The following is a 26,296-nucleotide window of genomic DNA, read 5'->3' on the forward strand; positions in this document are numbered from 1 at the left end:
TCGCTCCAAGCCTTTCTTTTTTGCCCTTCTTCTCCTATTACCAGAAGTAGGCATATAAGAATACGATAATGCCGATAACAACTGCTGCGCCGATGATAAAGCTGCGGTGCGGGATGAACATTGCCGTATCGATCGCCAATCCTTTCTTCTCATCAGGCATTACCAAGCCTAAAATCACCATTACCACCACGCAGATCAGGAATACCAAACCCATACGGTCCAGGAATGGAACTTCTGTCCAGTCCGCAAACGGGAAGTAATTGTTGTGCATGGCCAATGCAATAAGGAAACCGCCTACAATGGCGAATAATGCACCTGCGGAGTTGGTACGCTTCCAGAAAAAGCCCATGATAAACGATGCAAAAATACCCGGCGATAACAAGCCCGTCATTTCCTGAATAAACTGGAAACCACCTTTTTTATCAATTCCCATATAAGGAGAAACCACGATTGCAAGGATCATAGAAACCACAACAACGATACGTCCGATGCGTACTAGCGTTTTTTCATCCGAATTTTTGCCAATATAATTTTTGAAAATATCGAGTGTGAAAATCGTTGAAATACTATTTGCTTTACCCGCCAGCGAAGCCACCACAGCAGCAGTTAATGCGGCAAACGAAAGCCCTTTCAAACCCGCAGGAAGCAAATTAAGCAACACCGGATAGGCTTTATCTGCATTGATCTGCCCATCTGCATCCAGCATTTCTGCCTGGAACATACCTTTACTATAAAGCGCGTAGGCTGCTATACCTGGCAAAACCACGATCACCGGCATTAAAAGTTTTAGAAACGCCGCGAACAAGATTCCGTTACGGGCTGTCTTCAAATCCGCTCCTAATGCCCGTTGTGTAATGTATTGGTTACAACCCCAGTAGTTCAGGTTTACAATCCACATCCCGCCAAGGAGAACCGTCAAACCAGGCAATTGCATATAAAATGGACTTGTTTTAGGGAAAATCATATGGAAATGGTCGTCGTGATTTTCACGCATCATTTTGATCCCGGTCATTACGCCGTCGATGCCTGCATCACCCGAAACCAGGTTAATCGCCAGATAAGTTGTTGCCAAACCGCCGATCACAAGAAAGAAAACCTGGATAACGTCTGTAAAACCAATCACTTTCATCCCGCCGATCGTGATAATGATCGCAAAAACGGCGAGCGCGATCATACAAAACTGGAAATCCAATCCGGAAATACCCGAGACAGCAAGCGCACCCAGATAAAGGATAGAAGTAAGGTTTACAAGAATGTACAACGCCAGCCAGAAAACGGCCATAATTAAGCTCACCGTAGGATTATAACGCTGGCTCAGGAATTGAGGCATTGTATAAATCTTGTTTTTGAGATAAATGGGCATAAAAAAAACGGCTACAATCACAAGTGTCGCCGCTGCCATCCATTCATATGTTGAAATACCCAAACCCATCGAGAAGCCGTTTCCGGACATTCCGATGAACTGCTCTGCTGAAATATTGGAAGCAATTAATGAAGCTCCGATCGCCCACCAGGTCAGCGAGCCTTCCGCCAAAAAGAAATCCTTGGTTGACTCGACTGTTGACCTTTTCCGTTGATAAATCCAATAACCGTAACCGGAGACGACAATGAAATAAAAGAAGAAAACAATATAATCCAGGCTCTGTAATTGTTGCATTTCAAATAATAAAATAGATGAATGTATGAGGTTGATTGGTTTAAATCGAAAGGTACATTATTTTCAGAAAATAGTGCAAAATGAAAACAGACATGGGAATAATAGTCCTGTTTTCAAATGCGTTCATAAATATAGTTACAAGTGTTAAATCGACATGTATTTACTCCGATATTTTCTTTGAATCCTGAAATCGGAGCGGGTTCGTTGGCAGTTTCTTAAACCAGTAAGCGCGTTTTTGGGCTTCCCCATGCTGATAGGCCTCTTCAAATGATTTCCCGGCCTTCATTTCTCCTATCAACCTCTGCAAACCATCGTCTTCCGAAAGGATAAGCCAATAGGAAACTTCCAGCCCGGCCGACATATAAGCAAGCATCACCTGCTTTTGATTTGCATTAAAAAAACCTTTGATCGATGCCATATCCCTGAGCTCCAAAATCTGCTGCCCGCCGCCTGTGTAGTAGAGCCATTCGTCCATGTAATCGTAATACCGGCCAATTTTATCCGGGTTGTTCACAAACCGCCTGTCGAGCATGAGCGCAATGCCTTCGTTGAACCATTGCGGAATTTCCGTTGCAATGGTCCACCAACCCAGTCTTTCAAGCAGTTCCGTATGGCTCATTTCGTGGCTGATCACATCCACATTCATTCCCTGCGTATTAAGGATCACAAACGAATTGCCCCAAGGCGTCCCTAAACTGCACCCCGCCCCTTCTGTGCTGCTGCAATATTTCTGATACTCCTGCGGGTTACTGCAAACGATAATGACCGGATTGGCTTTTTTCCCATCAAAAAAAGAGTCAACCCTAACCTCGGAGCGGTTAATGATGGATTTAATTTTTTTGTAATAAACCGGTTTAATGTCCGCGCTGTAATAAATAGATCCCTTATCAGACCGGAATCCGGAGAAACGGATTAATTCACAGTAGAAAATCTGGGGATAGAGGAAGAAAAGACTGGCAATGATGACAACAAATCCAATAAAAAACAGCTTTCCCAGCTTGAAATAAAGGTGCTGGGAAGAGTTGTTGGGGTTCAAGTTGTGGGTTGAATTGAGATTTGAAAAAGCGAAGAAGATACTCCCCTTGTCACGCTGAGCGGAGTCGAAGCGCGTTACCAAGGAGTAGCGCCGCTTCGACTCCGCTCAGCGTGACAGAGAGGGTTGCAGTTGCACAATGCACATTCAGCGTGACACGGGAAGTAGCTTTCTGGACTACTTAATGCTTAAAGTGCCTCACGCCTGTCGTAACCATCGCTACGCCATTCGCATTGCAATAATCCGTGGACTCCTTATCCCGAATGGAACCGCCGGGCTGCACAACAGCTGTAATCCCTGCCAAATGTGCGATTTCAACGCAGTCTGCGAATGGGAAGAATGCGTCTGAGGCCATTACAGCGCCGTTCAGGTCGAAGCCGAATGCATTTGCTTTATCAATTGCCTGGCGCAATGCGTCTACGCGGGAGGTTTGTCCCGTTCCGCTGGCTAGTAACTGGTTTTCTTTGGCCAGAACGATCGTGTTTGACTTTGTATGCTTGCAAACTTTCAATGCAAATTCAAGGGCGGTAAGCTCACTTGCTGTTGGTGCTTTTTCGGTAACCGTTGTGAATTGGGACTGAACTTCTGTTGACAGGTCTTTATCCTGCACCAAAACGCCATTGAGAATGGTCTTGAACATGATTTGTGGCAAAACAACTGCATTGCGTTTCAGCAGAATCCTGTTCTTTTTAGATTTTAACAACTGCAATGCATCTTCGTCATATTCCGGAGCGATCAGAATTTCCATGAACAGCTTGTTAAGCTCCTCAGCCGTAGCCAGATCCACTTTTGTATTGGTAATCACCACACCACCAAACGCCGAAACCGGATCGCAGGCTAATGCATTGTCATAAGCTTCTTTTGCGGTCGATGCAGTGGCAATTCCACAGGCATTGGTGTGCTTAATGATGGCAAATGTCGGTCCTGATTCTGCAAATTCATCAATCAGGCTTACACAAGCATCAACATCTACCAAGTTATTATAAGACAGCTCCTTACCATGTAATTTATCGAAAATCCCTTCCAGATCACCGTAGTAAGTCGCATTCTGGTGTGGGTTTTCGCCGTAACGCAATGTTTGAGACGACAGGCTTGTGAAGTCAAAAAGCGCCTCGTCTGTTTTTTCTTTATCCGCTGTAAAAAAGCGATTGATCGCTCCGTCATAATGAGAAGAAACCGCAAACGCCTGGCCTGCATAGAAACGACGGTCTTCGATATCCGTAGCGCCCGCTTTCGCAGTCAGCAATTCGACAACCTCCGCATATTGGCTGCGTGACGAAACGATTAATGTATCCTTAAAATTTTTGGCCGTTGCGCGAATCAGCGAAATGCCTCCAATGTCGATTTTTTCAATGATATCCTCTTCTCCCGCGCCCGAAGCAACCGTTTCTTCAAAAGGATAAAGATCCACAACCACCAGATCAATGGCAGGAATGTTGTATTGCTGCGCCTGTGCTACATCGCCAGCGTCATCACGGCGATACAAAATACCGCCCATAATGGCCGGGTGCAATGTTTTTACGCGTCCTCCAAAAATAGATGGATAACCGGTCAGTTCTTCCGCGGCAGTAACGGGAATGTTCAGGTTTTCAATGAAAGTCTGCGTGCCTCCGGTGGAATAAAGTTTTACACCTTCGTTGTGCAACAGGCGAACCAATGGTTCAAGTCCGTCCTTATAGTATACAGAAATAAGAGCGGATTGGATTTTTTTCGACATTGTGGGATGTTAGACTAATGATTTCTCTGACTGAAAAATAAACCGCAAAGATAGCCGAAAAAAGTACGAAGTTTGAAGCAAAAACTGCTAAAATCGAAGAGACAACGAACGAATTAAAGAGACCTAAATCAAAAGCAATGAATCTTGATCTGACTGGAAAAACGGCATTGGTTTGCGGAAGCACGCAGGGAATCGGCCTCGCATCGGCCCTTGAACTGGCATTATTGGGCGCTAATGTAACATTGGTCGCGCGGAATGAGGAAAAATTAAGGGAAGCAGTTGACACGCTCGATACATCCGCCGGACAACTGCACCGCTACATCTTAGCAGATTTCGCCGATCCTGAAAATGTAAAGGAAGCCATCGAAAATTATCTCCGCCTCGTTCCCGACGTCCACATTCTTGTGAACAACACCGGCGGTCCGTCTGGCGGCCCGATCATCGACGCCGATCCGGATCAGTTTCTTAAAACCTTCCAGATGCACGTCATCAATAACCAGTTCCTGGCGCAGGCTGTTGTTCCATCCATGAAAAGAGCTCATTACGGCCGCATTGTGAACATTATCAGCACATCGGTAAAGCAACCGATCGTGGGATTAGGCGTTTCCAACACCATCCGCGGCGCGGTAGCAAGCTGGTCAAAGACATTATCGCTGGAATTGGGCCAGTTCGGCATCACTTCCAACAATGTGCTCCCCGGCTACACCGTCACTTCCCGCCTCGATTCGGTTTTGGAAGTGCGGAGCAAAAATTCAGGTAAGTCAAAAGACGAAGTCGCCCAGGAACTGCAATCCAGCATTCCCATCCGCCGTTTCAGCGAAGCCAAAGAAGTGGCAGCAGCAGTCGCCTTCCTATGCAGCCCGGCGGCAGCAAGCATCAGCGGAATCAATCTGCCGGTTGATGGTGGCAGGACGGAGAGTATGTAGTATTAATTTTATAAGAAATTAAGTATATCCGGGTTTACTTTGATACATTTGCTTCAAAGTAAACCCTTTTCTATGCGCCTTTTTACGTGCTGGACAGCATTTGTCTTCCTGTTTACACTTCTCATGTCTTGTTCAAAAGACCATCCTTCCACTCCCGAACAAGGTTGTCAATTTGCTGGCAAAAGCTATCGATTGGAGCAACTTACTTCCGGTTACGAATCAACTGAAACTTACGAATCACATATTAAGCAGGACAATCACGGGCGACTTTCCGAATTTTCTGTCTTGCAAATGCGTAATGAGAACCCGGGCAAACAGTTTCCAATAACAGTAAATCAGGAAGAAACCTACGTCTTTAAGTATGACTCCGATGGTTTTTTAGTGGAGACCAAAAAGCATGAAATCATAAATCACACGGGCAACATTTCATACAATGACTATGGCCGATTCAAAAAAGGCAGAATTGAGACCGATGAAACGACGACCTTCACTTACGTAAATAAGCTTGTTGAGTCGTATCAGCGAAAAACTTTAACTGTGGTCAAGGGCGACGAAAATGCTCCGAAAAATTACGAATACGAGGCTGGCAAAACTTATAAATACAATGCGCAGGGCGTCATTCAGCAAACAATAATAACAAACCGCAATGGTGGAAAATCCATCACCACTTTTCAAAACGGCATCAGGGCCACGACTGTTAACCAGGATGGCATGCAAATCGCCAAGTATGACGAAAAAGGAAGAACAGCCAGCTCGGGCAACGTAGTTATAGCATATGATAACAATGATAATATCATATTGTATCAAACATACATCCAGTCCAATCTTAGCGTCACGGACAAGCGAACCTACGATGATAAGATAAATCCGGAATCAATTATTCCGTTTCGCTTCAAAGGAATCCCGGAAGATATGCCATATCTACGGTATACGGAAGGTAAAAATAATCAGGTAAAAAGCACTTACTCCTATCCGACTCAGGATGGATATACCAAAAATATAGTGTGGCAATACAATTCGAATGGCTTACCAATAACTTCAACATCAGCCATCGATAAGCCGGGCAGTATACAAAAACAGGTGACTACATATCGTTACGAAAATTGCAATTAAACCAGACAATCAACTCTCACAATGCGCCTCTATCGATCAACATTTACTTTCCTTGCCTTTCTGGCTTTGACTTTCTCTTGCAGTACAAAAGACCATGAGGTTCAACCATCTTCAAATTGCCGGTTTACTGGAAAATCGTATACTGCTAAGCAAAACAGTTACGGCGATACAACCACTTATATGTATGAATCGCATTTGAAACATGATATTGATGGCAAACTGATATCCATAACAGTAGAAAATAATGTCCAAAACAGCAACCCTGACTTTCCCAGAAAGTCCAGCGATGACGAAACGTTTGCCTTCAAATACAATGCTGATGGTTTTCTGACAGAAATTAAGCGTCATAAGTTAACGCTTCAACAAGGCGTCTTTTCTTATAATGATTACCCTTTTTACAAAAAGGGCAGTATCGAGATAAACGACGTTACAACATTCATCTATACAGACAAATTGGTACAATCATCTTACAATAAAGTAAGCACGGTTGTACAAGGAGATAACTATGCGCCCAAAACATATGTAACCGAGCTGACCAAAAACTATAAATATGATCCACAAGGTTTAGTAAAGTCAATAGAACATAAAACCGAAAGTGGACCGGGAGCAACCATACAATTTAAAAATGGCGTTCAGGTTTTTGCAGATACCGAGAACACGAAGTATGACGCAAAGGGCAGGATTATTAAGGATTCGTATGGTGATTCTGAGTTCGTTGCGGAATATGATGCTAACGACAATCTTACATTTGCAGAAAGTCATTACCAGTCAAAACTGGTTTATTCAGAAAGGCGATTATTTGATAACAAAAAAAATCCGGAACTCCTGATTCCTCGCCGTTACAAAGGAATTCCCGATGATGTTAACGTTTTTCTTGCGTCAAGTGAGAAAAATAACATTGTCAAAAAAACATTGACCTATCCTAATCGTGATCCGTATATCGAAAATACAGAGTGGCAATATTTTCCGAATGGCCTTCCGGAAACATCAACGTTTAAAGTATACCAACCAGGAAACGAAATAACCCAAATCACGAAATACAATTACGAAGACTGCGATTAATACCATCATTAAATAATTAAATAATAGCCAGGAAAATTTGTTTTATTTGACTTAACTTAGGTGGGAACGCTGGGTGCGGCCGATTTAAGTCTATGACATACAAATACTTCCTTGTTTTGCTTTTTATAGTTGCGGGTAAGCTGTCTTTCGGGCAGGGAGCGGGCAATTTTGTAAGCTACGAGAAGGGCAAAGGCAGCATCAGCATCCAGGGTAGCAAAGGTTTGCTGATTATTCAGAGTTTCTCCCCGGAAATATTTGAGGTTCAAGTGCTCCCTGCCAAAAATGCGCCGGGTCTTGACAATTCTTACTCCGTAATTCTCCCGCCTTCAACGGCTGCACTTAACATTGTTGAAACTAAAGACAACATTGAAATACGAACGGAAAAGTGCACGCTAGCAATCGACAAGTTTCCGCTGAATGTTGCATTAAAGTCTGGTAATGCAGTTAAAATCAAGGAAATGCGGGGATTTGTGCAGACGAAGGATTCGGTCAGCTATCTTTTCAACATTAATCCAAAAGACGTTTTTCATGGCGCGGGCGGGCGCCCTTTCGGCCCCGATCTCAACCGGAAAGGCTTTGATTTTTATAATTCCTGGGAATACGAATATTTTGACCAGTCAACGGGTTTATCCCAAAGCCTGAATGTTCCTTTCATAGTCTGTTCTCACAAATACGGGCTGTTTTTTGACAGCGACAGACCGGGTTCCATGCGCATGTATGTGGGCGCTGTGGATTCGACATTGCTGCGCGTGGAGTCGGCAAGCACGGGGAAATGGGCTTATTACCTGATCCATGGCAATGATAATGATGAGATTCTTGCTAATTATACGCTTCTGACGGGCCGGCAGCCACTGCCTTCGCGCTGGGCTTTTGGTTACATTCAGTCCAGATCGGGTTATGCCAATGAGAGTGATGCGACGGTGGCCATTTCGAAACTTCAAGATCAGGGATTTCCCGTGGATGCCTTGGCGTTGGATTCACATTGGTATGGCGGTCAGAATGTGCGGGGGAACATGGATTGGGATCCGAAAAACTGGCCTAATGCAGTGGGAATGGTGAAAAGCTTGCTGGATAAAGGTGTCAAAACCATTTTAATTGCAGATCCCTACATTAGCACCAAGTCCATTAGTTACAAACCAGCGGAAGCGCAATCTCTTTTTACAAAAACTCCTAACAGCGGCCAAACCTACGCAATGAACGTAGGCACTGCAACGACCGGACTGCTTGACATTTTCAAAACTGCTGCCCAAACCTGGCTTTGGGAAAAACACAAAAAACTGGCCGCTCAGGGCGTTGCGGGCTGGTGGAGCGAGAAAACAGAGCCGGACCCGCACCCGATGAATGCCGTGCACGAGCTCGGCAATGCCTTTCAGATACATAATCTGTATTCTCTTTTTTGGTCCAAAACCTTTTACAATAACTTCACAAAAGACTTTCCTGAAGAGCGGATTTTTCACATGACACGCTCTGGCTGGGCGGGTTCGCAGCGTTATGGGGCCTTGCCCTGGAGTGGCGATGTGAGTCGTTACTGGGCTGGTTTGAAGCTCCAAATCCCGATCCTGGTGCAGGCTGGCATGTCGGGAATGGGTTATATGCATTCGGATGTGGGCGGGGCCGTAATCATGTCCGATAAGGCAGAAAAGGATGAAGAGCTGGATTTACGCTGGTTTCAGTTTGGCACATTTATGCCGATTTTGAAAGTGGCCGGCCACCGTGAGAATGTAGAACCGTTCAATCTCAGCGAGCCGTTTTACAGCACGGTCAAAAAATATGCAACCGTGCGTTACCAGCTTCTGCCGTACATTTATTCACTGGCCTGGAAAAACAGCATTTCAGGAAGGCCAATCTGCTTGCCAATGGACTATTTCAACAATGTCAGGGCGCTTGGTAACCTGGGTGATCAGTATTTCTTTGGAGAAAATCTGCTGGTTGCGCCCGTTCTGCTGCATGGAATGCCGTCACGGAAAATCGTTTTGCCGCCTGGGAAATGGTTTAACTTCTGGAACAACGAAGTGTATAATGGTAACACGAATGTTTTCCCAAAACTCACAGTTGACAACATTCCGGTCTATGCCAGAGGCGGCAGCTTTATTCCTATGGCCACTTCCACGACCAAAAAAACTACCGACCAATACAGTTCCGACAGCTTGACCGTGCGGTTTTACCAGGACATTTCGGTTCCGACATCCACATTCACCATGTTCCACGATGACGGCATTAATCCCAATTCCTTGACCAAATCAAAATATGAACTCGTCGAATTTGGAGGAAAGGTTTCCAATGACCAGGTGAATGTGACGGTTCAGCGGACAAAAAACTTTGATAAATCCCTTGCCAAGAGACATTTAATATTTGAAATAAAAAACCTTACCTCCAATCCAACTACCGTAACGCTCAATAGTCAATCGATACCGGTCGTTTATACAAACACCGAATTCAAGAACAACACGGCTTATTACGACTTGCTGGACAAGCAGCTGCAAGTGCAGTTTGACTGGGATTGCAATACAACAGCCAACATTGCGGTCACGCGTGAGGGCCTCGACGTGATTACCGGCTCCGAGCCGAAAGCGAATGATCTTGTGTTGAATATTTTTCCAAACCCCGCCCGGTCCCCTGTTTCGGTAAAAGTGAATGTTCCAGAAACGGGCAACTATGAGCTGGAAGTATACAATGTTGCCGGGGTTTTGGTCTATAAGAGTGCATTAGGACAGCATAGCAAGGGTAAAGTGCTGGATCTGAGCTTGGATCTGCGCGTTTCGGGCGGTGCGTATGTGGTGAGGCTTCGGAATAGGCAGGGGCAGTATTTTACAAAGAAAATAGTTATTCAATAGCCATGAATTACAGGCTTTCGTTTTTGCTAACCTTTCTTGTCACGGGCATTACGGCCTGTGTGGAGCCATATGGCGTCACTTTCGAGACGGCGAAAGAATATGTTGTGGTGGACGGCGTGCTTACGGATCTGGACGTTCCGCAGTTTATTTCCTTATCCAAAACCAATCCGGAAGCGACCAACGAAAGTTCGGAATTCACGCAGACGATCTGGACCAAAGGCCTATCCACATTGCCGCTGGAAAAAGCAAAGGCGAAGGTGATTGTAAACGGAACACAGGTGCTTAACCTTACTGAAACGGAGCCGGGCATTTATCAGTTGCCCGCCAACTTCAAAGGAAAAGTAGGCGATGCCTATGAGTTGGAATTTTTAACAGAAAAAGGAAAACTCTATAAATCTTCTTCTGAAATCATGCCGCCGGTTTCAGCCGTGAATCGCGCGTATGACGTTTTTAACCCCAAAGGAATTCCAAAGCTTTCTGAATATTATGGCGAATTCACGCCCAGCAACGACATTTATCTTGATTTTGACGACCCTGCGGGCGAGAAGAATTTTTACCGCTGGCAATGGACGCTCTGGGAATTGCAAAAAAACTGCACAACATGCAATCAGGGTAAATACTATCTTTTCGATGCGGAAAACGGCGTGGATGGCGACTGTTTCAAAGACCTTACATTAAAATACAACGACATTTACGACTACACCTGCGAGGACCTTTGCTGGGATATTTTTTATAGCAAAGACATCACCATTTTCTCGGACATTTACACAAACGGACAGGGACAAAAAGACAAGCTCGTGGCGCAGATCCCGCTTTTACAATCCAATCCGTGCCTGGTAAGCCTGCAACAAAATTCACTCACACCTAATGCTTATCGTTTTCTGAAACTCATTCAGGATCAGGCAAATAATTCAGGAACACTGGCAGACACGCCACCCGCGCCCATTCAAGGCAATGTTACCAATCAGAAAGACAAAAATGAGCTGATCATCGGGTTCTTTACTGCTTCCTCCGTTTCGGAATACCGGACAATGCTCTGGCGGAAAAATATCAAGAATGCGGCGGTGTTGAACCAGCTTTTCAAAACCATTCACAACCGCGACCCTATCCTGGAAGAGCGCTCCGCCGGGCGGCCATACATTCCGCTGGCGATTTGTAAAAAAAGCAGGTCGCGCACGCCGTTTTTACCCAAAGACTGGAAATGGACGCAATAAATGAATTGCGAATGAAGGGATTATACATTTTTCTTTTCTTACTAGTTAATGTCGTCAACGCTTCCGCGCAGGGGCTTACCATCACGGGCTCGGTGCGTGATTCAGCTACGCGCGCGCCTTTGCCCGGAGCCAGCATTGTGATCGATTACAGGAAAAGCTGGTCGGCGGCGGAAATGGATGCGAAAGGCAATTTTACCATTAACATTCCAAATGGCGATCACGTCCTCGTAATCCGGCATGTGGGTTACGAAGCATTCAAAGTTTTTATCAAAAGCGGCACGCAGAAAGCGCATTTCGATGTGCTAATGACTACAACGTCGAGCCAGCTGGAAGAGGTTATCATTACCAGCAAAGGTTTTGACCAAACTATCCGGCAGCCCATTCTCGGTTCGTTGCAGATCAACATTAAGACGCTCGAAAAGCTGCCTTCAGCATTCGGGGAACTTGACATTCTGCGCAGCCTGCAAATGCTACCGGGCGTTTCCAGCGTCGGCGAGGCTTCCAATGGTGTCAATATCAGAGGCGGGACCACGGACCAAACGCTCATTTTGCTCGACGATACGCCTATCTTTAATCCCACTCATATGTTCGGGCTGTTTTCGGTTATTCCGCCGAATACAGTTAATAGTCTGGATCTGTATAAAGGCAATGTGCCGGCGCGCTTCGGTGGCCGGGTGGCATCCGTCCTTGATATTTCAACCAAAAATCCTAATCTGGAAAAGCTCAGGCTCGAAGGCGGTATCAGCCTCATTTCAAACCGGTTAATGGTCGATGTGCCAATCATCAAGGGGAAACTGGGTGTGTATGTAGCTGGCCGTGGGGCTTTTAATGATTTTATTTTGCCCAAACTTGGCAAGCAGCTGAATAACATCAGCGCCAAGTTTGGCGAGCTTTCTGCTAAGTCGTTTTGGAAGATCAATCAAAAGAATACGCTCACATTCATGGGCTATTACAGCAATGATTATTTCAAAACAGACCTGTTAACTAACCTGCCCAATGTGGTCGGGACGGACACTTATTACAAGCACATTACGACCAACGGCATGCTGCGCTGGCTGCACGTGATCAGTCCGGAGGTTACATTGCAAACGACGGCCATTTATGCTAAATACACGCCTGACATTGGCACAGCGGAAAAGGAAACGGGCAATGTGGTGAAGCTGGAATCGGCCGTGGAGCAGCGTCAGGTGAAGTCGAACATTAACTATCAATTGGCCAACCACAAGTTTGAAACGGGATTTATCGGCACGCAATATGTCATTGCACCCGGCACCTTGCAGCCGGGACTGAGCAAGAGCGTCAACTACATTGCAACGCCCACTGAGCATGCTAATGAAGTGGCCTGGTATGCCGATGATGAGATCAATTTCTCCAAAAAACTGGCCGTTTCGCTCGGATTGCGCTATTCGTTCTTTATGGCGACGGGCAAGGCGGTTGTTAGAAATTATCTGCCCGGCCAGCCGAGGGATGATTTTTCGGTTCTGGATTCAACGGTTTATAACAAAGGTAAAGTTTCGAAATCCTACGGCGGGCCGGAGCCGCGTGTGGGTGTGCGCTATGCGCTGAATGACCGGATTTCGCTCAAATTCGGCTACAACCTGATGCGGCAATACATTCAGGTGGTTTCCAACACGGCCACGCCTATCCCCACTTCCCGCTGGAAAACGAGCGATATGCACATTAAGCCGCAGATCAGCCATTTGTTTACGGCTGGATTCTACCAATCGTTTGATGAGGACATTTATGAGATCACGCTGGAAGGTTATTACCGCAATGCCAAAAATATCATTGATTACAAGCCAGGCGCAGATTTCCTGTTGCAGCAATATCCAGAAACGCAGATGATCCAGGGGAGAAACAAGTCCTATGGCCTGGAAATGATGCTTTCTAAAAAGAAGGGGAAACTCAAAGGCTGGGCTAATTACACCTATGCAAGATCCCTGAACATTGTAGACCGGGACGCCGCATTGATCGAACAAGTGAACCGTGGCGACTGGTATCCGGCCAATTACGACAAACCGCACACATTCAACGCTTCCCTGGACATTACAGTCGACACGCACAATTCATTCGGATTCACCTTCGCATACAGCACCGGAAGGCCTTATTCTGAGCCGATTGGCTTTATTAATTACCAGAACAACGTTTACCCATTCTACGATAAGCGTAACAACAAGCGCATTCCCGATTATCATCGCCTCGACTTTGCATGGAACATTTACAATCCGACCATGAAAAACCGCCACTGGCAGGGGCATTGGACATTCTCGATTTACAATCTCTACGCGCGCAAGAATGCTTATTCCGTCTTTTTCAAGACCGAAAATGCCGTTACCAAAAGCTATAAGCTGAACATTTTCGCAACGCCGATCGCGACGGTTGCCTATAACTTCACTTTTTGAAGAACACAGCAAATTTGTAATGCTGCGAGACTATTTTTTACGCCGGATCACCACGAGCTTGTCGTCATTCCGGGCGGCCACGATGGCATTACCGCTTTTCAACTTGATGTTTTTCAAATACTTGACCTGCCCTTTGACCTGAAAACCTTTCAATGATTCGGGTGTGAAGTTGCAGTTGCCGCGGTTGATGAGCACCGTGCCGAAATCGCTGTCATAACGGCCCATTTGAATGTTGCAGTTATAAAAATTACCCATAATTAGCACATCGGGCAGCTTGTCGCCGTTGGCATCGATGATCTGCGCGTCGTAAAATGGCGTCCATTGCGCTTTGTATCCCAATGGTTTTACTTCAAAATTGCCTTTGCCATCATTGACCAGAATGGCGTTTTCAAAATAATCCGCTGATAAAACTTGCGCTTCTTTCAGCTTGTCCTCGCCTACAATATCGCCAATGTTGGCTTTGGCAAAATCGGTTGCGAAAATGTATTTTTTGCGGATCACGGGCATTTGTTTTTCCATTTCCAGCTTGGTCGGGAAAAGTGCTTCTTTGCCATTCAGGTTATAAGTCAGCAGCGGTTCCTTGCGGCCGTTTCCGTCATAATCATTGATATACATTTTCACCGGCTGCGCAGCATTTGCTTTCAACCGGCTGTTCAAACCCAGGTTTCCAGCCAGGATATCCAGGTCACCGTCGCCATCAAAATCATAAGGCATGACGAAATTCCACCAGCCCTTTTTGTCCGTCAGCATTTTTTTGGAGAAGCTTTTGCCGTTGTTCTGCATCATCACAATCCCGTCCCATTCCAACGCCAGCACCAGATCCTGATCGCCATCTTTGTCCGTATCGGCCAGTTTCGCATTTTTTACATAACCAATGTTCGAAAGTTCCTTCCCATACTGGCTGGTAACATCCGTAAATTTGCCCGAACCATCATTTTTAAGTAGATAAGACTTCGGAATCTCACCATAATTGAGCGGCACGGCACGACCACCAATGAACAAATCCACGACCCCATCACCCGTAAAATCAAACGGAACAACGCACGAAGCGGTCACGTAAATATTTGTAAATGCATCCGCCTTAGCGCTCAGATTCCCCTTGCCATCATTCAGATAAATCCGTGGCATCTGAAATTCGGAATTGTTCACATACTCATTGCCGCCCGTCGCCACCACAAGGTCCACATGGCCATCGCGGTTTACATCCACCCAATCGGCACTGACTTCCTCATAAGTGCTGTCTTTCAGCAATGCTGGCTGTAATGATTCCTTAAAAACGCCCGCATTCGTTTGCAAAAACAGATGATTCCGATGCTTTTTGGAAGAACCAACGAAAATATCATCCAGGCCATCGTGGTTAATGTCTGCAATCGCCAAAGCCGGCCCGTCAGCAGTTACTTCAAATGGAATGAGTGAGTTACGGTCAAACTCTACGAAATTATTTTCCTCATGCTTCACGTTCACACCCAGCTGCGCCGCAATGTCTTCGAATGTATAATCCTTGGTTTCCCGGCTGGTTTTGAATTTTTGATAATCGAAAACAGGCAGGTCATTTTTGTGGGTTAATGTCAGCGAATCCTTCAAATCAGCCGATTTAAGCACCTGAAAATGGTTATCCGGCCAGATTACAAACACGGAATCCACTTCCGTCTTTTTACCCAAACCAAGATGCAAAGGCACTTCCATACTCGACTGAAAACCCCGAACCGGAAATTTCTCAAAACTCAGCACTTTGTCTTTTTTAAAAACCAGACATTTTGTGCCAATGGCATTGCGGTTGCCCTGATTTCCTTTGAGATAAAGCCGTGTAAAATCACTTTTAGCAGCCTTTTTATCATTCAAATTTTCGTATACAAATGCCTTTTCGTTAATGTTATTCGTTACAATGTCCAGGTCGCCATCATTGTCAAGATCGGCATAAACAGAACCATTAGAATATGAAACCTGATCATTCCGGATCAAGCCGTCCATATCCTTGAACGCCAGATCGCCCTTATTGGCAAAAAACTTATTATTCAGCTTAATTTCAGGCAGTTTGTCTGCTAAACCCGGATCATTTTCATCGAAATTTTTATTCCGGATCTTCTCCTGAACCACGTCATCCGAAACAAATTTGATGTAATCCGTATCATTCATCCGCTTTGGAATGCCATTGGAAATGAAGAGGTCTTTTAAGCCGTCATTATTGAAATCGGAGAAAAGAGCTGCCCAGGACCAGTCTGTGGAATGCACGCCGGAATACATGCCAGTCTCGCTAAATGTGCCGTTTCCATTGTTGTATTGGAGGTTATTCCGCGCAAACTGGTAATTATAACCCTGCCGGATCTTGTATTTGAAAATGCTGTACATGTCCTCCCCTTCTGATTTTTTGAGGATTTCATAGTTGGACGGAAGCATATCCAGCGATACGATTTCGGGAAAAATGTCATTGTTCAGATCCCCAATGTCCACGCCCATTGAAAACTGGCTCGTATGCATCAGCGACGAATCCGTCATATCCCGGAACGCGCCATTTTTCTGATTGATATACAAATAATCATTTTCGTGAAAATCGTTACCAATGTACATGTCGGGATAACCGTCAAAATTAATGTCGCCAACGCCCAGTCCAAGGCCATAACCCAGCGCAGAACTGTGAATGCCGGTTGTTTTGGAGACTTCCACATATTTTCCGTTGTCATTTTTGAACAACTTGTCGCCAGCCAGCGGATGATATACATTCTCAAAAAGCGCCCTGCGGCCAAATGTGCCATTCTGGTGAACCGAATGATTGAGCTGGAACATGTCCAGATCGCCGTCCAGATCATAATCAAAGAACATCGCCTGCGTTCCAAAAACGACCAGATCGAGCCCATATTCCTTTGATTTTTCAGCATAAACCGGCACGCCATCCTTGATCTCCTGGCATACAAAAAGCAGGTTGTGCCCCTTCATCGATTCATAATCCCCAACCTGACTAATGTAAATGTCCAGCATGCCATCCTGGTTAATGTCCACTATTGAGACGCCATTAGACCAGCCTTTATCACCTTTAAAATTCGCCTTTTCCGTCACATCCTCGAACTTCATGCCCGACTTGTTCAAGTAAATGCGGTTGGGCTCCTGGTTGGCCGTAAAGCAGAGGTCGATCAGTCCGTCGTTGTTCAGATCCCCGGCTCCAACCCCGCCTCCATTGTAAAAATACATGTAGTAAAATATGTTGAAATCCTTGGTTGGTTTCAGCGTGTTGGAGAAGGCGATCCCGGTTTTTTCCGCGGTTAGCAGGTCAAAATCATACTCGGCAATGTCCTTTTCCCTGGCGCAGGAAAAACCGGCCAGGATGAAAGCAATGAGCAGAATTTTGGTAAATGTTTTTTGAAAAAGCATGAACTACAAATTAGCCGGTTGCGGCTTGTTAATCTTGAAAAGAACGGGCTTCGCATTGCTCACCAGGTTGATCAGGTAAGGCGCGCCCTGAATGTTGATCGGACTGATCTGCTTCACTTCACCGTCGATGGCATAGCCGCTTTGCGTGCTGAGCAGCACGTCAAACTGCATGTTTCCCTTGTTAATGAGCACATTACCCCGGCATGCGTCCAGCGCGCCCAGCTGCGGAATGAAATGCGTGTAATTACCGCCCACGATCAGGTCCGGCTTGCCATCGCCGTTTACATCTTCGCTTTCAATGGCATTCAGACAGGAAATTTGCGCGATCGCAGGCAGTTCCTGCAATGTGAACCGGCCTTTGCCATCATTCACAGCAACCGCAGATTTAAGATAATTCACCGATTTCTCGACCGCCGATTTCAACAAATCCTTCGGAAACAGATCCTGCACGGACTTATTGGCATATTCCGAGTGCTTGAGACTCTCCTTTTTAAGGAAGGGAAACTGCGTGGTGATCTCGCGTTTGAGCAGCACCGGCATGTCCTTTCCTTCGACCGTTTTCGTCATCACTTTTTCAATGGTCCCGTTCTTATTGAAATCATTGATCCAGATTTTCAGCGGCGCATCGGCCGAAGCTTTCAAAGAAAAATTCTCGCCTATATTGCCAAAAACAATGTCCTGATCGCCATCCCCGTCCATATCCGCCACTTTCAGGCAACCCCAGAAACCCGTGTAAGCTTCAAGGCCAGAGGTTAGTTTCTGAAATTTGCCACCATTGAATTTAAAAATCACGGGCGCCATCCAATCGCCTGCAATGATCAACTCTTTAATTTTATCACCATCCACATCCGCCCAGGAAGCGTCCCGCACCATGCCCAGCTTGGTGAGCTCTGGCAAAATCGTTTTGCCAATTTCCTTAAAAACGCCCTTTCCATCATTCTGGTAAAGATAACTCCTCGGACTCGATCCGTATTCGCGCGGCACGCTACGGCTTCCCACGAACAAATCAATGTCGCCATCATTGTCATAATCATGTGCCGCAATGACCGCCGTGTTCATGGAATTAGGCGGCAAAGCTCGTGTATTGATCGCAAAAGTGCCTTTTCCGTCATTCAGATAAAGTCTTGTGGGTAAATCGGGGCTGGTCACCAATGTTTCATTCCCGCCGCTTCCTACCACCAGATCCAGGTCGCCGTCGCCATCCGCGTCGAAGAATGTGGCCGCCGTATCTTCAAATCCGGCCAGATCCGTGAACACTTTTTGGCTTGATTCTACAAACGCAGATCCTTTTTGCAAATACAATTGCCCACCCTGCCCTTTCGCGCCGCATACATATACATCCGCCTGCCCATCGCCATTCACATCCCCGATGGCCGCCTTTGGACCTTCCTGTGAGAGGAGCATTGGAATGTTACGCTCGTGGTAAAAATCTTCGTATTTATCCTCTTGGTGCGCATCAAAGCTGTTGCCTGAGGCCTCGGTCAGCATCGTTGTTTTCTGCTTAATCGCATTATTGAAATCTGCTCCTGTGTTGGTAATCTTAAAATTCAATGTTGTATCCGCATTGATTTTCGGATGCATTGTAACCTTCCGATTTGGCCAGATGATGCGAATGGAATCAATCACATTGGTTTTTCCCAAGCCAATCGTTATCGGATATTCCGTACTGGATTGAAAGCCGCGTGCGGGGTTAACCTGCTTGCTAAAATTCTGGTTGCCTGCAAAAACTTCAATTTTAGAGCCAATCGCATACGTGTTCTTGCCTTCGCCAGCGAGTTTGAGCTTGATATAATGGTTCTTTTCTGCCTTCGCTTCGGACTTGTTTTTGTAAACAAAACACTTCTGATTCACATTATTAACCACCAGATCCAGATCGCCATCATTGTCCAGATCCGCGTAAGCTGCGCCATTTGAAAACGACTTTTCGCCTAACCCAAATTCATCCGCACGCTCCTTGAACTGCAAGTTGCCCTCATTGTGAAAAAAGTTATTCGGGACCGGATTGGAAGGCATTTTATCAATAATGTTCTGCATATTCTCCTTCTCGCCCGACATCACCATTTTCTGCGTCACTTCGTTGGCAAAAAAATCGATAAAGTCCTGATCCAGAATATCGTGGTAAATGCCGTTGCAAACGTAAATGTCTGTTTTGGCATCATTATCCGCGTCAAAAAGCAAGGCACCCCAGCTCCAATCGCTCGCCGCCACACCCGAATAATTTGAAATCTCGCTGAATGTGCCGTCCTGATTGTTCAATTGGAGGCTATTCTGCATATATTGATTGTAAAAACCCTTTTCTTTTTTAAGATTAAAAAGATAATGGTTCTCAAATGAAGTGGTCGTTTTGTAGCGATATTCATCACGCGGAAGCATATCGGTAACGAAAAGCTCGGCATAACCATCGTTGTTAATGTCGCCCATATCCGCGCCCATGGAAGCCAGACTCGTGTGTTTCACGCGTTTTTCGAGCTCCTCAGCGAATGTTCCGTCTTTTTGATTAATGTATAAATAATCCTTTTCGTAAAAGTCGTTGCAAACATAAATATCCGGATACTGGTCTCCATTCATATCGCCGACAGTAACGCCCAGGCCAAAACCAATCAGGCTTCCGTAAATGCCGGCTTCCTCGCTCACATCTACAAACTTGCCGTTGTCATTGCGCAAGAGTTTATCACCGCCGCCTTTCAGGAAATCCTTTACAGGCCAGTCTTTTGCACGCATGGTGCGGTCGTTGGCGTAATTGAGCGTGTTTACGGGGATGAAACTATTATTTAAGATATAAGCATCCAGATCGCCATCGAGGTCATAATCAAAAAATGCGGCGTGTGTGGTGTAGCCCGTTTCATTCAGTCCATATTTTGCGGCCGATTCGGTGAATGTCTGGTCGCCATTGTTGATATAGAGTGAGTTGCCTTGCTTGTTGACAAACTTCTGGTAACCCGCGTTGCAGACATAGATGTCCAGCAGATTGTCGCCGTTTATATCCACCATCACCACGCCGGTGCTCCATTTTGTGGGTTCAGCAACGCCGGCTTTGGCCGTAATGTCTTCGAATTTGAAGTTGCCTTTGTTTAAATAAAGCTTGTTGTCGCCCATGTTGGCGGTGAAGTAAATGTCGGGCAAGCCATCATTATTAATGTCCCCGATCGCCACGCCGCCGCCGTTGTAAAAGTTTCTATACGTGAAAATATTGAAGTCTTCCTTATTCACAACATTATTTTCAAAGTCAATTCCGGTGTAGGAGGCACTAAGTGACTCGAACAACAGGTCCTTGTTTTCTTTTTTACAGCCAGCCAGGGTCAAACATAACATAATAGCAAAGAACAGCTGACTACTGTTGAACTTGTGTATCAAAACAATTGGTATATTACTAGTTAGAAGTACACTACTTATTCAAATCCTCCCAAGTGAGATTTAGGAGTAGCGCATTTGGCTTCTTAAAAACAATGAGTCCCTCTAAATCCAGGAGATCGGTAGTATCAATATCATTGTATCTTCCACACTTCCCGTTTAATCTCATAACAAGCTTGCCTTCGGATAGCTCACTAATAGTGATTTCCCCTTCATGCATTACATATCCTTCCCCAATCCTTTCTTTTCTATCTATAATTTTCCCAATCATGACACGGGCATCGTATCGATTCTCATTATTCACCCGGAACGTAAATGGGAGTTGGGTATACCACGAAGCTTTATGGAACCCAATGATTATCCGGCTTTCCATTGGATCGGAAATATTGAGATTAAATTTTTCTTTATCAAATTGAACTGCACCTTCGAACAAACTCTGTACCGAATAAAATCTTTTTGTCCCAATGTTAATAGATGCCTTTGCCTGATTATCACTGAGCGCCCCAATCATTTTTTCCTCCTCGGCGTTATGCTTTAATGCTGCATCGCAGGAACATAACAGGCCAGTGAAAAATAATATAAATATGTTGATTCTTGAAACTTTCATCTGTTCAAAATAAAAGTAGAAATGCCCCCCGTAAGGAACATTTCTACTTAGCAAGCTTATATAAATCCAATCTTAGTTATAACCGGGATTTTGGGTAAAGTTTGGATTTGAAATTATTGCAGTGGAAGGAATTGGAAACAGCACTGTATAAGGCTCTCTATTAACAGCTCCTTCTCCAGTCGTGTATTTCCCAAACCTAATTTCAACCGTTCTTTTTCCACCCTCCCAATACATTTCTCTACCTATCTCATCAAATAAAGTATCTGCCGTCAAAGAGGTGAGCGGTTTTGCTCCTCTTGCAACCCGAAGATCGTTTATTTGCTTCAAAGCACCTGCTACATCGCCACCTCTAAACATTGCCTCTGCTTTTGCCAAGAACACCTCTGCGTACCGTAATAGGATGTACTCCCCAGCCGTAGCAGGATGGTATTTTATTACACGGATACCCTTTTCTGTCGCAGCACCTGTGAGAGGGACATCTTTACTAAATGATAGGATTTTTTGTGATCTAGTATCTATAACGTCCTGAATTTTTATTTTTCCAGATGCTTCTTTAACATATGCACCTTCCGCATCTTTCACGGGACCCTTTTGAGGTCCAACAAGGAAGCCTCTACCAAGCCAGGAATATTGAGATCCGTCTAGTGTCGGTGCAACGCCTTTACGAATATCGCCGTCTTCAAATTTGTCATAAAAGTCCGCCAGTGTGGTAAAGCCGTTCCATCCACTAGGATCCTGGCTGTAATGCAACGTCATCATCCAGCGGTTTTCAGGAGTACCTTCAATGCTTACAAAAATCACTTCCGATGCAGCAGTTTTCGAAAAGTTTTTGAAGTAGTCTTTCTCCAAAGAAAAACCGTCCGCAGCGACCGCATTAGCATATTGAATGACCTTGTCCATATCTGCTTTGTCAAAAGTATATGGCCCCTCTGGCGGAGTCGACTTATAAACGGCTTTGTTCAAGTAAAGCCTGGCAAGAAGTGCGTTTGCAGCAGCCTTGGAAGCGATGCCATTCGTGGCAGAGGGACCAGTCTTATTCAAGATTGGAAGTGCTTCCTCTAGATCCTTCACGATGAAATCAAATGCTTCTGACCGAGTAAGTACTTTCGGATTGACATCAACACCATCAGTAACATTCCTAAATGGAACTTGGCCCCAAAAATCCATAACATGGAACATATGAAACGCTCTCAAAAATTTAGCCTCAGCGGCCTGGACGGGTGTCGGGTTAGAAGCAATAATCTCAGTAGCTTTGTAGGCCCGTTGATTCAGCAGGTTCCAGCTTTCTCTAACCGTCTGGTGAGTCGCATCCCATGAGTGAGCGTCTAGCGTTCGCCACACGCCATTATCACCCCAGTCAACTCCGCGTGTTGGTGGAATCATTTCCGCAGACGTATGTTCCCCCAAAGCATATATATTGTTCTGGTCAGGATACGTTCCAAGGTCCTTATAAGCCGAAACAAGCAGAATCGCTGGATCTCCCGGAGTAAAGCCAGCACCTGTTGATTGTAGGATTGAATCCTTTTCGTCTGTAACCAGGTCAGTACAAGAGAATGTCGCGAATGCGGTTACGCTCGCAATCAGATATTTATAGGTTATATTTTTCATCAACTTAATTTTTAAAATGAGATATTCGCACCGATTGTCCACGTTCTCGCCCTTGGATAAGCTGTATAGTCAATTCCAAATGAAGGTATATCGTTAAGCGACTTGTTGGTACTTACTTCTGGATCCTGCCCGCTATATTTTGTGAAAAGCAGTAGGTTCTGACCGGATATATAGAGCCTAGCATTAGAGAATATTTTACTTTTTAAAGGTAATCTATATCCCAAAGACATATTCTGCAGGCGGACGAAATCGCCTTTTTCCAGAAAACGGGTTGAAACGTCTGGGTTATTGGAGCCACTTTCCCCGTTTCCAATGATATCTTTTGTTACGTTACGCCCTCCCTGGAATGAGCCTGCAGTAAAGAATGCATTAGCTGTATTTGAGTAAATATAATTACCAAACACGCCGTTAAAGAATAAACTAAGGTCAAAGTTCTTATATCTAAAATTGTTAGTTAGCCCGCCAGTTACTCTTGGAAGCGGACTTTTACCATCCTGAAACTTTTGTACGTCTCCAGAAGGTGGCAGCGCATTAATTCCACCTTCATCGAAGCCAACAAAATCTCTCACAAAAAAGGCAAACAATGGCTGTCCCTCAGCGATACGTTGAGCAAAAGCACCGGACAATCCCTGTCCATTAATTTCACCGGTATCATAGGTTCCTTTCAAATTCTCAACCAAATTTTTATTATATGCTACATTGAACAAGACTTCCCAAGAAAAGTCCTTCTGATCAATTACGGCTGCATTCAAGCTAAGCTCCACACCGCGGTTAAGAATGTCGGTGTCAAGATTATCCCAGGTAAAAGCATTTGAAGCGGGCTGGGCGGCGACAATTTTAAACAACAAATCACTGGTATGTTTTTCGTAAAAATCAATACTTCCAGACAACCTGCTTTTGAGAATTGCAAAGTCAAGACCCACATTCAATGCCTTGGTGGTTTCCCATTTAAGGTCGGGATTTCTAAAAGAAACGTCATTTACTCCACCTCCATTGATATCTCCACTGGCGTTAAATGACCAGTCTCCATACCTTTTACGCTGATCATATAAGTTGTGAGGAATTTCCTGGTTTCCAGTAATCCCGTAACCAACTCTAAACGCCAGATCATCGAATACTTCTTTGGGAGCAAATGACTCCTCGATCAGTTTCCATTTAAATGCACCGGAAGGGAAGTAACCATACTTGTTGTTACCTCCGAACTTAGTAGATCCGTCAACTCGAAGTGTACCGGTAAACAAATACTTGTTACTGAAACCTAAGTTCAGACGACCGAAATATGACTGCAACTCATCCTTTGTTGAAGACGTATTCTGAATAAGAGTTCCATCCTTACCACTTACTACAGATGCCATGTTGTTAAGCATCAAGTCCAGGTTATTAGTCTGAAAGTTATATGCTGCAACATTCTTTGTACCTCTTTCAAAGCTTTGATATGAGTATCCTGCCAAGGCATTTAACGATACGCTACCAAACTCTTTTTCATAAGTAAAATAATTTTCCCATAATCTGTTATTAGCGTCAATATCCCTGACATAGGCCCGACCTTTACCTGCAGTTCCCTCAATGATCAAATCGCGTGAGTAGGCCGACTTACGGCTTGAAAATGACTGATCGAAACCAAGCACCGTTTTGAACTTCAATCCCTTTACTATTTCCAATTCCGCGTTGATGTTTCCTAGGGCTCGTAATGTATTCGTATTGTCTCTCGACATATGTAGGAAGGCAAGCGGATTAGGTTCTGTTTGCCCTGGTTGGTAATATTTACCATCTTTCATAATGGGGTTAGTGGGATTGGTTTTAATGATTCCTCCTAACAAGTCCCCGGTAAAACCAGAGTTTTCAGAAATTGGCACACCTGAATCCTGCGTATTAGCCAGGTTGATGTTACTTCCTATTGTCAAACGATCCTGAATAAATTTCTTAGTACCGGCGAATCCGATGCTGTACCGCTTAATTCCTGATTTAAGAATAATTCCCTTTTGGTCAAGATAGCCAAGGGAAAAGCGATAATTACCAGTTGCGTCTCCGCCTCCATAGGATAAGTTATGCTGATTTGTAAAAGCTGTTCTGTAAAGCTCTTTTTGCCAATCTGTTGATCCTCCTGCATTCTGACCACCAGCAGCAACATATTCCTCTGCCGAAAGAAGATCATATTTCTTTGTAATTGTACTTACCCCAAGAGAGTAACCGTAATCCAAAGTCCCTTTTCCTTTTCCCCGTTTTGTGGTGATTAAAACTACCCCATTGGCGCCCCTGGATCCATATATAGCCGTTGCAGAAGCATCTTTTAAGATATCCATACTCGCGATATCATCCGGATTAAGAAAGTTTAACGGGTTCTTTGCTGCTTGACGACCTACACCGGATGCATCTCCTCCACCACTAACATCGTCACCACTTAAAGGGACACCATCAATAACAAACAAAGGATTATTACCACCGCGTACTGAAGTGGTTCCCCGGATACGCACGTTAATACCACCGCCTGGCTCACCGCTGGATTGGCTAATCTGCACACCCGCAACGCGTCCCTGCATTAATTGCTCAGGAGAAGTAACGATCCCTTTCTGGAAATCCTTCGATCCCAAAGCGGACACCGCACCGGTTGCATCCTTTTTCTTTACCGTTCCGTAACCTACAACAACAACTTCTTCCAAAGCCTTAACGTCTTCGGAGAGTGTAACGTTGACGGTGGATTTATTACCAACTGCAATGTCCTGAGTTTCATACCCAATGGCACTGAAAGTCAATGTTGCATTTCCCGGAACACTAATCTGGTAGTTACCTTCAACATCCGTATTTGTTCCTTTTGTACTCCCTTTTAATGTAACTGTAACTCCTGGTACTCCACCCGCTCTGGCGTCAGTAACCTTACCGGATACATTCACATCCTGTGCAAAAACATTTGTGCTTAAACCGATCAAGATCATCAGGAAGCCGAAAAGCCCTGTGTTGCGCCCTGCTAATCTCGCTTTCGTCACAACATTCTTTTCATTGCTTGAATCATGTCGACGAAACACATGAAAGGATAAATTCATCATAGGTCTGTTAAATAAATAGTTAAATCTGGTCACCGCCTATGTATCATTTTAACATTTGCGTTCATCTTCGATAAAAAATGCCCTGTCACACTCAATTCGGGCTTTTTAATGAATTTTACTACGAAAAAGTTAAAGTTATTCAATGACGGTCATACAAAATAATATAAAAGAGCCGGATAATACAATATGGTTTTCTTTAAACCTGCTTAAATAAATCAACTTTTAAGCAAGAAATTTATATTATATAATTATAGTGCAAACGCTATATTTGAGAAGTACAAAAGCAGCCCATTTCGGTGACTTTTTTAAGTAAAGTTTAATTTTTTGGCCAGCGGACCTATATAGCGTTCTGAAAATATTTT

General features: G+C 44.7%; 14 protein-coding genes. 6 read left to right on the forward strand and 8 right to left on the reverse strand.

Annotated features, from left to right (window positions below):
• Positions 1-37: 37 nt before the first annotated feature.
• The 3 genes from G395_RS0102375 to purH form a co-directional block, all read right to left on the reverse strand.
• Positions 38-1,657, reverse strand: a complete 1,620-nt coding sequence (locus G395_RS0102375; protein ID WP_026628599.1) for a sodium:solute symporter family transporter — start codon at positions 1,655-1,657, stop codon at positions 38-40.
• Between the two features lie 160 nt (positions 1,658-1,817).
• A complete protein-coding gene (locus tag G395_RS0102380; RefSeq protein WP_229203917.1) occupies positions 1,818-2,693 on the reverse strand; it encodes a hypothetical protein in 876 nt (291 codons plus the stop codon).
• Between the two features lie 178 nt (positions 2,694-2,871).
• The gene (gene purH / locus G395_RS0102385) at positions 2,872-4,407 is read right to left on the reverse strand and encodes a bifunctional phosphoribosylaminoimidazolecarboxamide formyltransferase/IMP cyclohydrolase (protein WP_026628601.1); all 1,536 of its coding nucleotides are present in this window, start codon (positions 4,405-4,407) and stop codon (positions 2,872-2,874) included.
• Positions 4,408-4,544: 137 nt separating this feature from the next.
• On the opposite strand from purH, the gene G395_RS0102390 reads away from it, so the two are divergent.
• From G395_RS0102390 to G395_RS0102415, 6 genes are all read left to right on the forward strand, one after another.
• Complete coding sequence (locus tag G395_RS0102390; RefSeq protein WP_026628602.1) at positions 4,545-5,333, forward strand: SDR family oxidoreductase; 789 nt, start codon at positions 4,545-4,547, stop codon at positions 5,331-5,333.
• Between the two features lie 123 nt (positions 5,334-5,456).
• Positions 5,457-6,446: a hypothetical protein gene (locus tag G395_RS0102395; protein WP_157486506.1), complete on the forward strand. Its 990-nt coding sequence runs from the start codon at positions 5,457-5,459 to the stop codon at positions 6,444-6,446.
• A 21-nt stretch (positions 6,447-6,467) separates the two neighbouring features.
• A complete protein-coding gene (locus tag G395_RS0102400; protein WP_026628604.1) occupies positions 6,468-7,508 on the forward strand; it encodes a hypothetical protein in 1,041 nt (346 codons plus the stop codon).
• Between the two features lie 92 nt (positions 7,509-7,600).
• Entirely contained in the window at positions 7,601-10,342 is a 2,742-nt protein-coding gene (locus G395_RS0102405) for a TIM-barrel domain-containing protein (RefSeq protein ID WP_026628605.1), read from the forward strand.
• A 2-nt stretch (positions 10,343-10,344) separates the two neighbouring features.
• The gene (locus G395_RS0102410) at positions 10,345-11,556 is read left to right on the forward strand and encodes a DUF4249 domain-containing protein (RefSeq protein ID WP_026628606.1); all 1,212 of its coding nucleotides are present in this window, start codon (positions 10,345-10,347) and stop codon (positions 11,554-11,556) included.
• Positions 11,544-13,958, forward strand: a complete 2,415-nt coding sequence (locus G395_RS0102415) for a TonB-dependent receptor (protein ID WP_229203918.1) — start codon at positions 11,544-11,546, stop codon at positions 13,956-13,958. Before G395_RS0102410 ends, G395_RS0102415 begins: the two co-directional genes overlap by 13 nt.
• Before the next feature lie 30 nt (positions 13,959-13,988).
• On the opposite strand, the gene G395_RS0102420 is transcribed toward G395_RS0102415, so the two are convergent.
• The 5 genes from G395_RS0102420 to G395_RS0102440 all read right to left on the reverse strand — a co-directional run bounded on the left by G395_RS0102420 (position 13,989) and on the right by G395_RS0102440 (position 25,934).
• On the reverse strand, positions 13,989-17,324 hold the full coding sequence (locus G395_RS0102420; protein WP_026628608.1) for a VCBS repeat-containing protein: 3,336 nt from the start codon (positions 17,322-17,324) through the stop codon (positions 13,989-13,991).
• 3 nt (positions 17,325-17,327) lie between these two features.
• Positions 17,328-20,636, reverse strand: coding sequence for a VCBS repeat-containing protein (locus tag G395_RS0102425; protein WP_035360218.1), 3,309 nt, complete (start codon positions 20,634-20,636; stop codon positions 17,328-17,330).
• A 73-nt stretch (positions 20,637-20,709) separates the two neighbouring features.
• Positions 20,710-21,282 (reverse strand): hypothetical protein, encoded by a 573-nt coding sequence (locus G395_RS0102430; RefSeq protein ID WP_026628610.1) that lies wholly within the window; start codon positions 21,280-21,282, stop codon positions 20,710-20,712.
• Between the two features lie 72 nt (positions 21,283-21,354).
• Entirely contained in the window at positions 21,355-22,890 is a 1,536-nt protein-coding gene (locus tag G395_RS0102435; protein WP_026628611.1) for a RagB/SusD family nutrient uptake outer membrane protein, read from the reverse strand.
• Between the two features lie 11 nt (positions 22,891-22,901).
• Positions 22,902-25,934 (reverse strand): SusC/RagA family TonB-linked outer membrane protein, encoded by a 3,033-nt coding sequence (locus G395_RS0102440; protein WP_229203920.1) that lies wholly within the window; start codon positions 25,932-25,934, stop codon positions 22,902-22,904.
• Positions 25,935-26,296: the final 362 nt, after the last annotated feature.

This window comes from Dyadobacter alkalitolerans DSM 23607, from assembly GCF_000428845.1.
Taxonomy (GTDB): Bacteria; Bacteroidota; Bacteroidia; order Cytophagales; family Spirosomataceae; genus Dyadobacter; species Dyadobacter alkalitolerans.

Coding starts and splice junctions, on each gene's coding strand:
- G395_RS0102375 (WP_026628599.1), bottom strand. CDS start 1,657: ATGCAACAATTACAGAGCCTGGATTATATTGTTTTCTTCTTTTATTTC.
- purH (WP_026628601.1), bottom strand. CDS start 4,407: ATGTCGAAAAAAATCCAATCCGCTCTTATTTCTGTATACTATAAGGAC.
- G395_RS0102390 (WP_026628602.1), top strand. CDS start 4,545: ATGAATCTTGATCTGACTGGAAAAACGGCATTGGTTTGCGGAAGCACG.
- G395_RS0102395 (WP_157486506.1), top strand. CDS start 5,457: ATGTCTTGTTCAAAAGACCATCCTTCCACTCCCGAACAAGGTTGTCAA.
- G395_RS0102400 (WP_026628604.1), top strand. CDS start 6,468: ATGCGCCTCTATCGATCAACATTTACTTTCCTTGCCTTTCTGGCTTTG.
- G395_RS0102405 (WP_026628605.1), top strand. CDS start 7,601: ATGACATACAAATACTTCCTTGTTTTGCTTTTTATAGTTGCGGGTAAG.
- G395_RS0102410 (WP_026628606.1), top strand. CDS start 10,345: ATGAATTACAGGCTTTCGTTTTTGCTAACCTTTCTTGTCACGGGCATT.
- G395_RS0102415 (WP_229203918.1), top strand. CDS start 11,544: ATGGACGCAATAAATGAATTGCGAATGAAGGGATTATACATTTTTCTT.
- G395_RS0102420 (WP_026628608.1), bottom strand. CDS start 17,324: ATGCTTTTTCAAAAAACATTTACCAAAATTCTGCTCATTGCTTTCATC.
- G395_RS0102425 (WP_035360218.1), bottom strand. CDS start 20,636: ATGTTATGTTTGACCCTGGCTGGCTGTAAAAAAGAAAACAAGGACCTG.
- G395_RS0102430 (WP_026628610.1), bottom strand. CDS start 21,282: ATGAAAGTTTCAAGAATCAACATATTTATATTATTTTTCACTGGCCTG.
- G395_RS0102435 (WP_026628611.1), bottom strand. CDS start 22,890: ATGAAAAATATAACCTATAAATATCTGATTGCGAGCGTAACCGCATTC.
- G395_RS0102440 (WP_229203920.1), bottom strand. CDS start 25,934: ATGATGAATTTATCCTTTCATGTGTTTCGTCGACATGATTCAAGCAAT.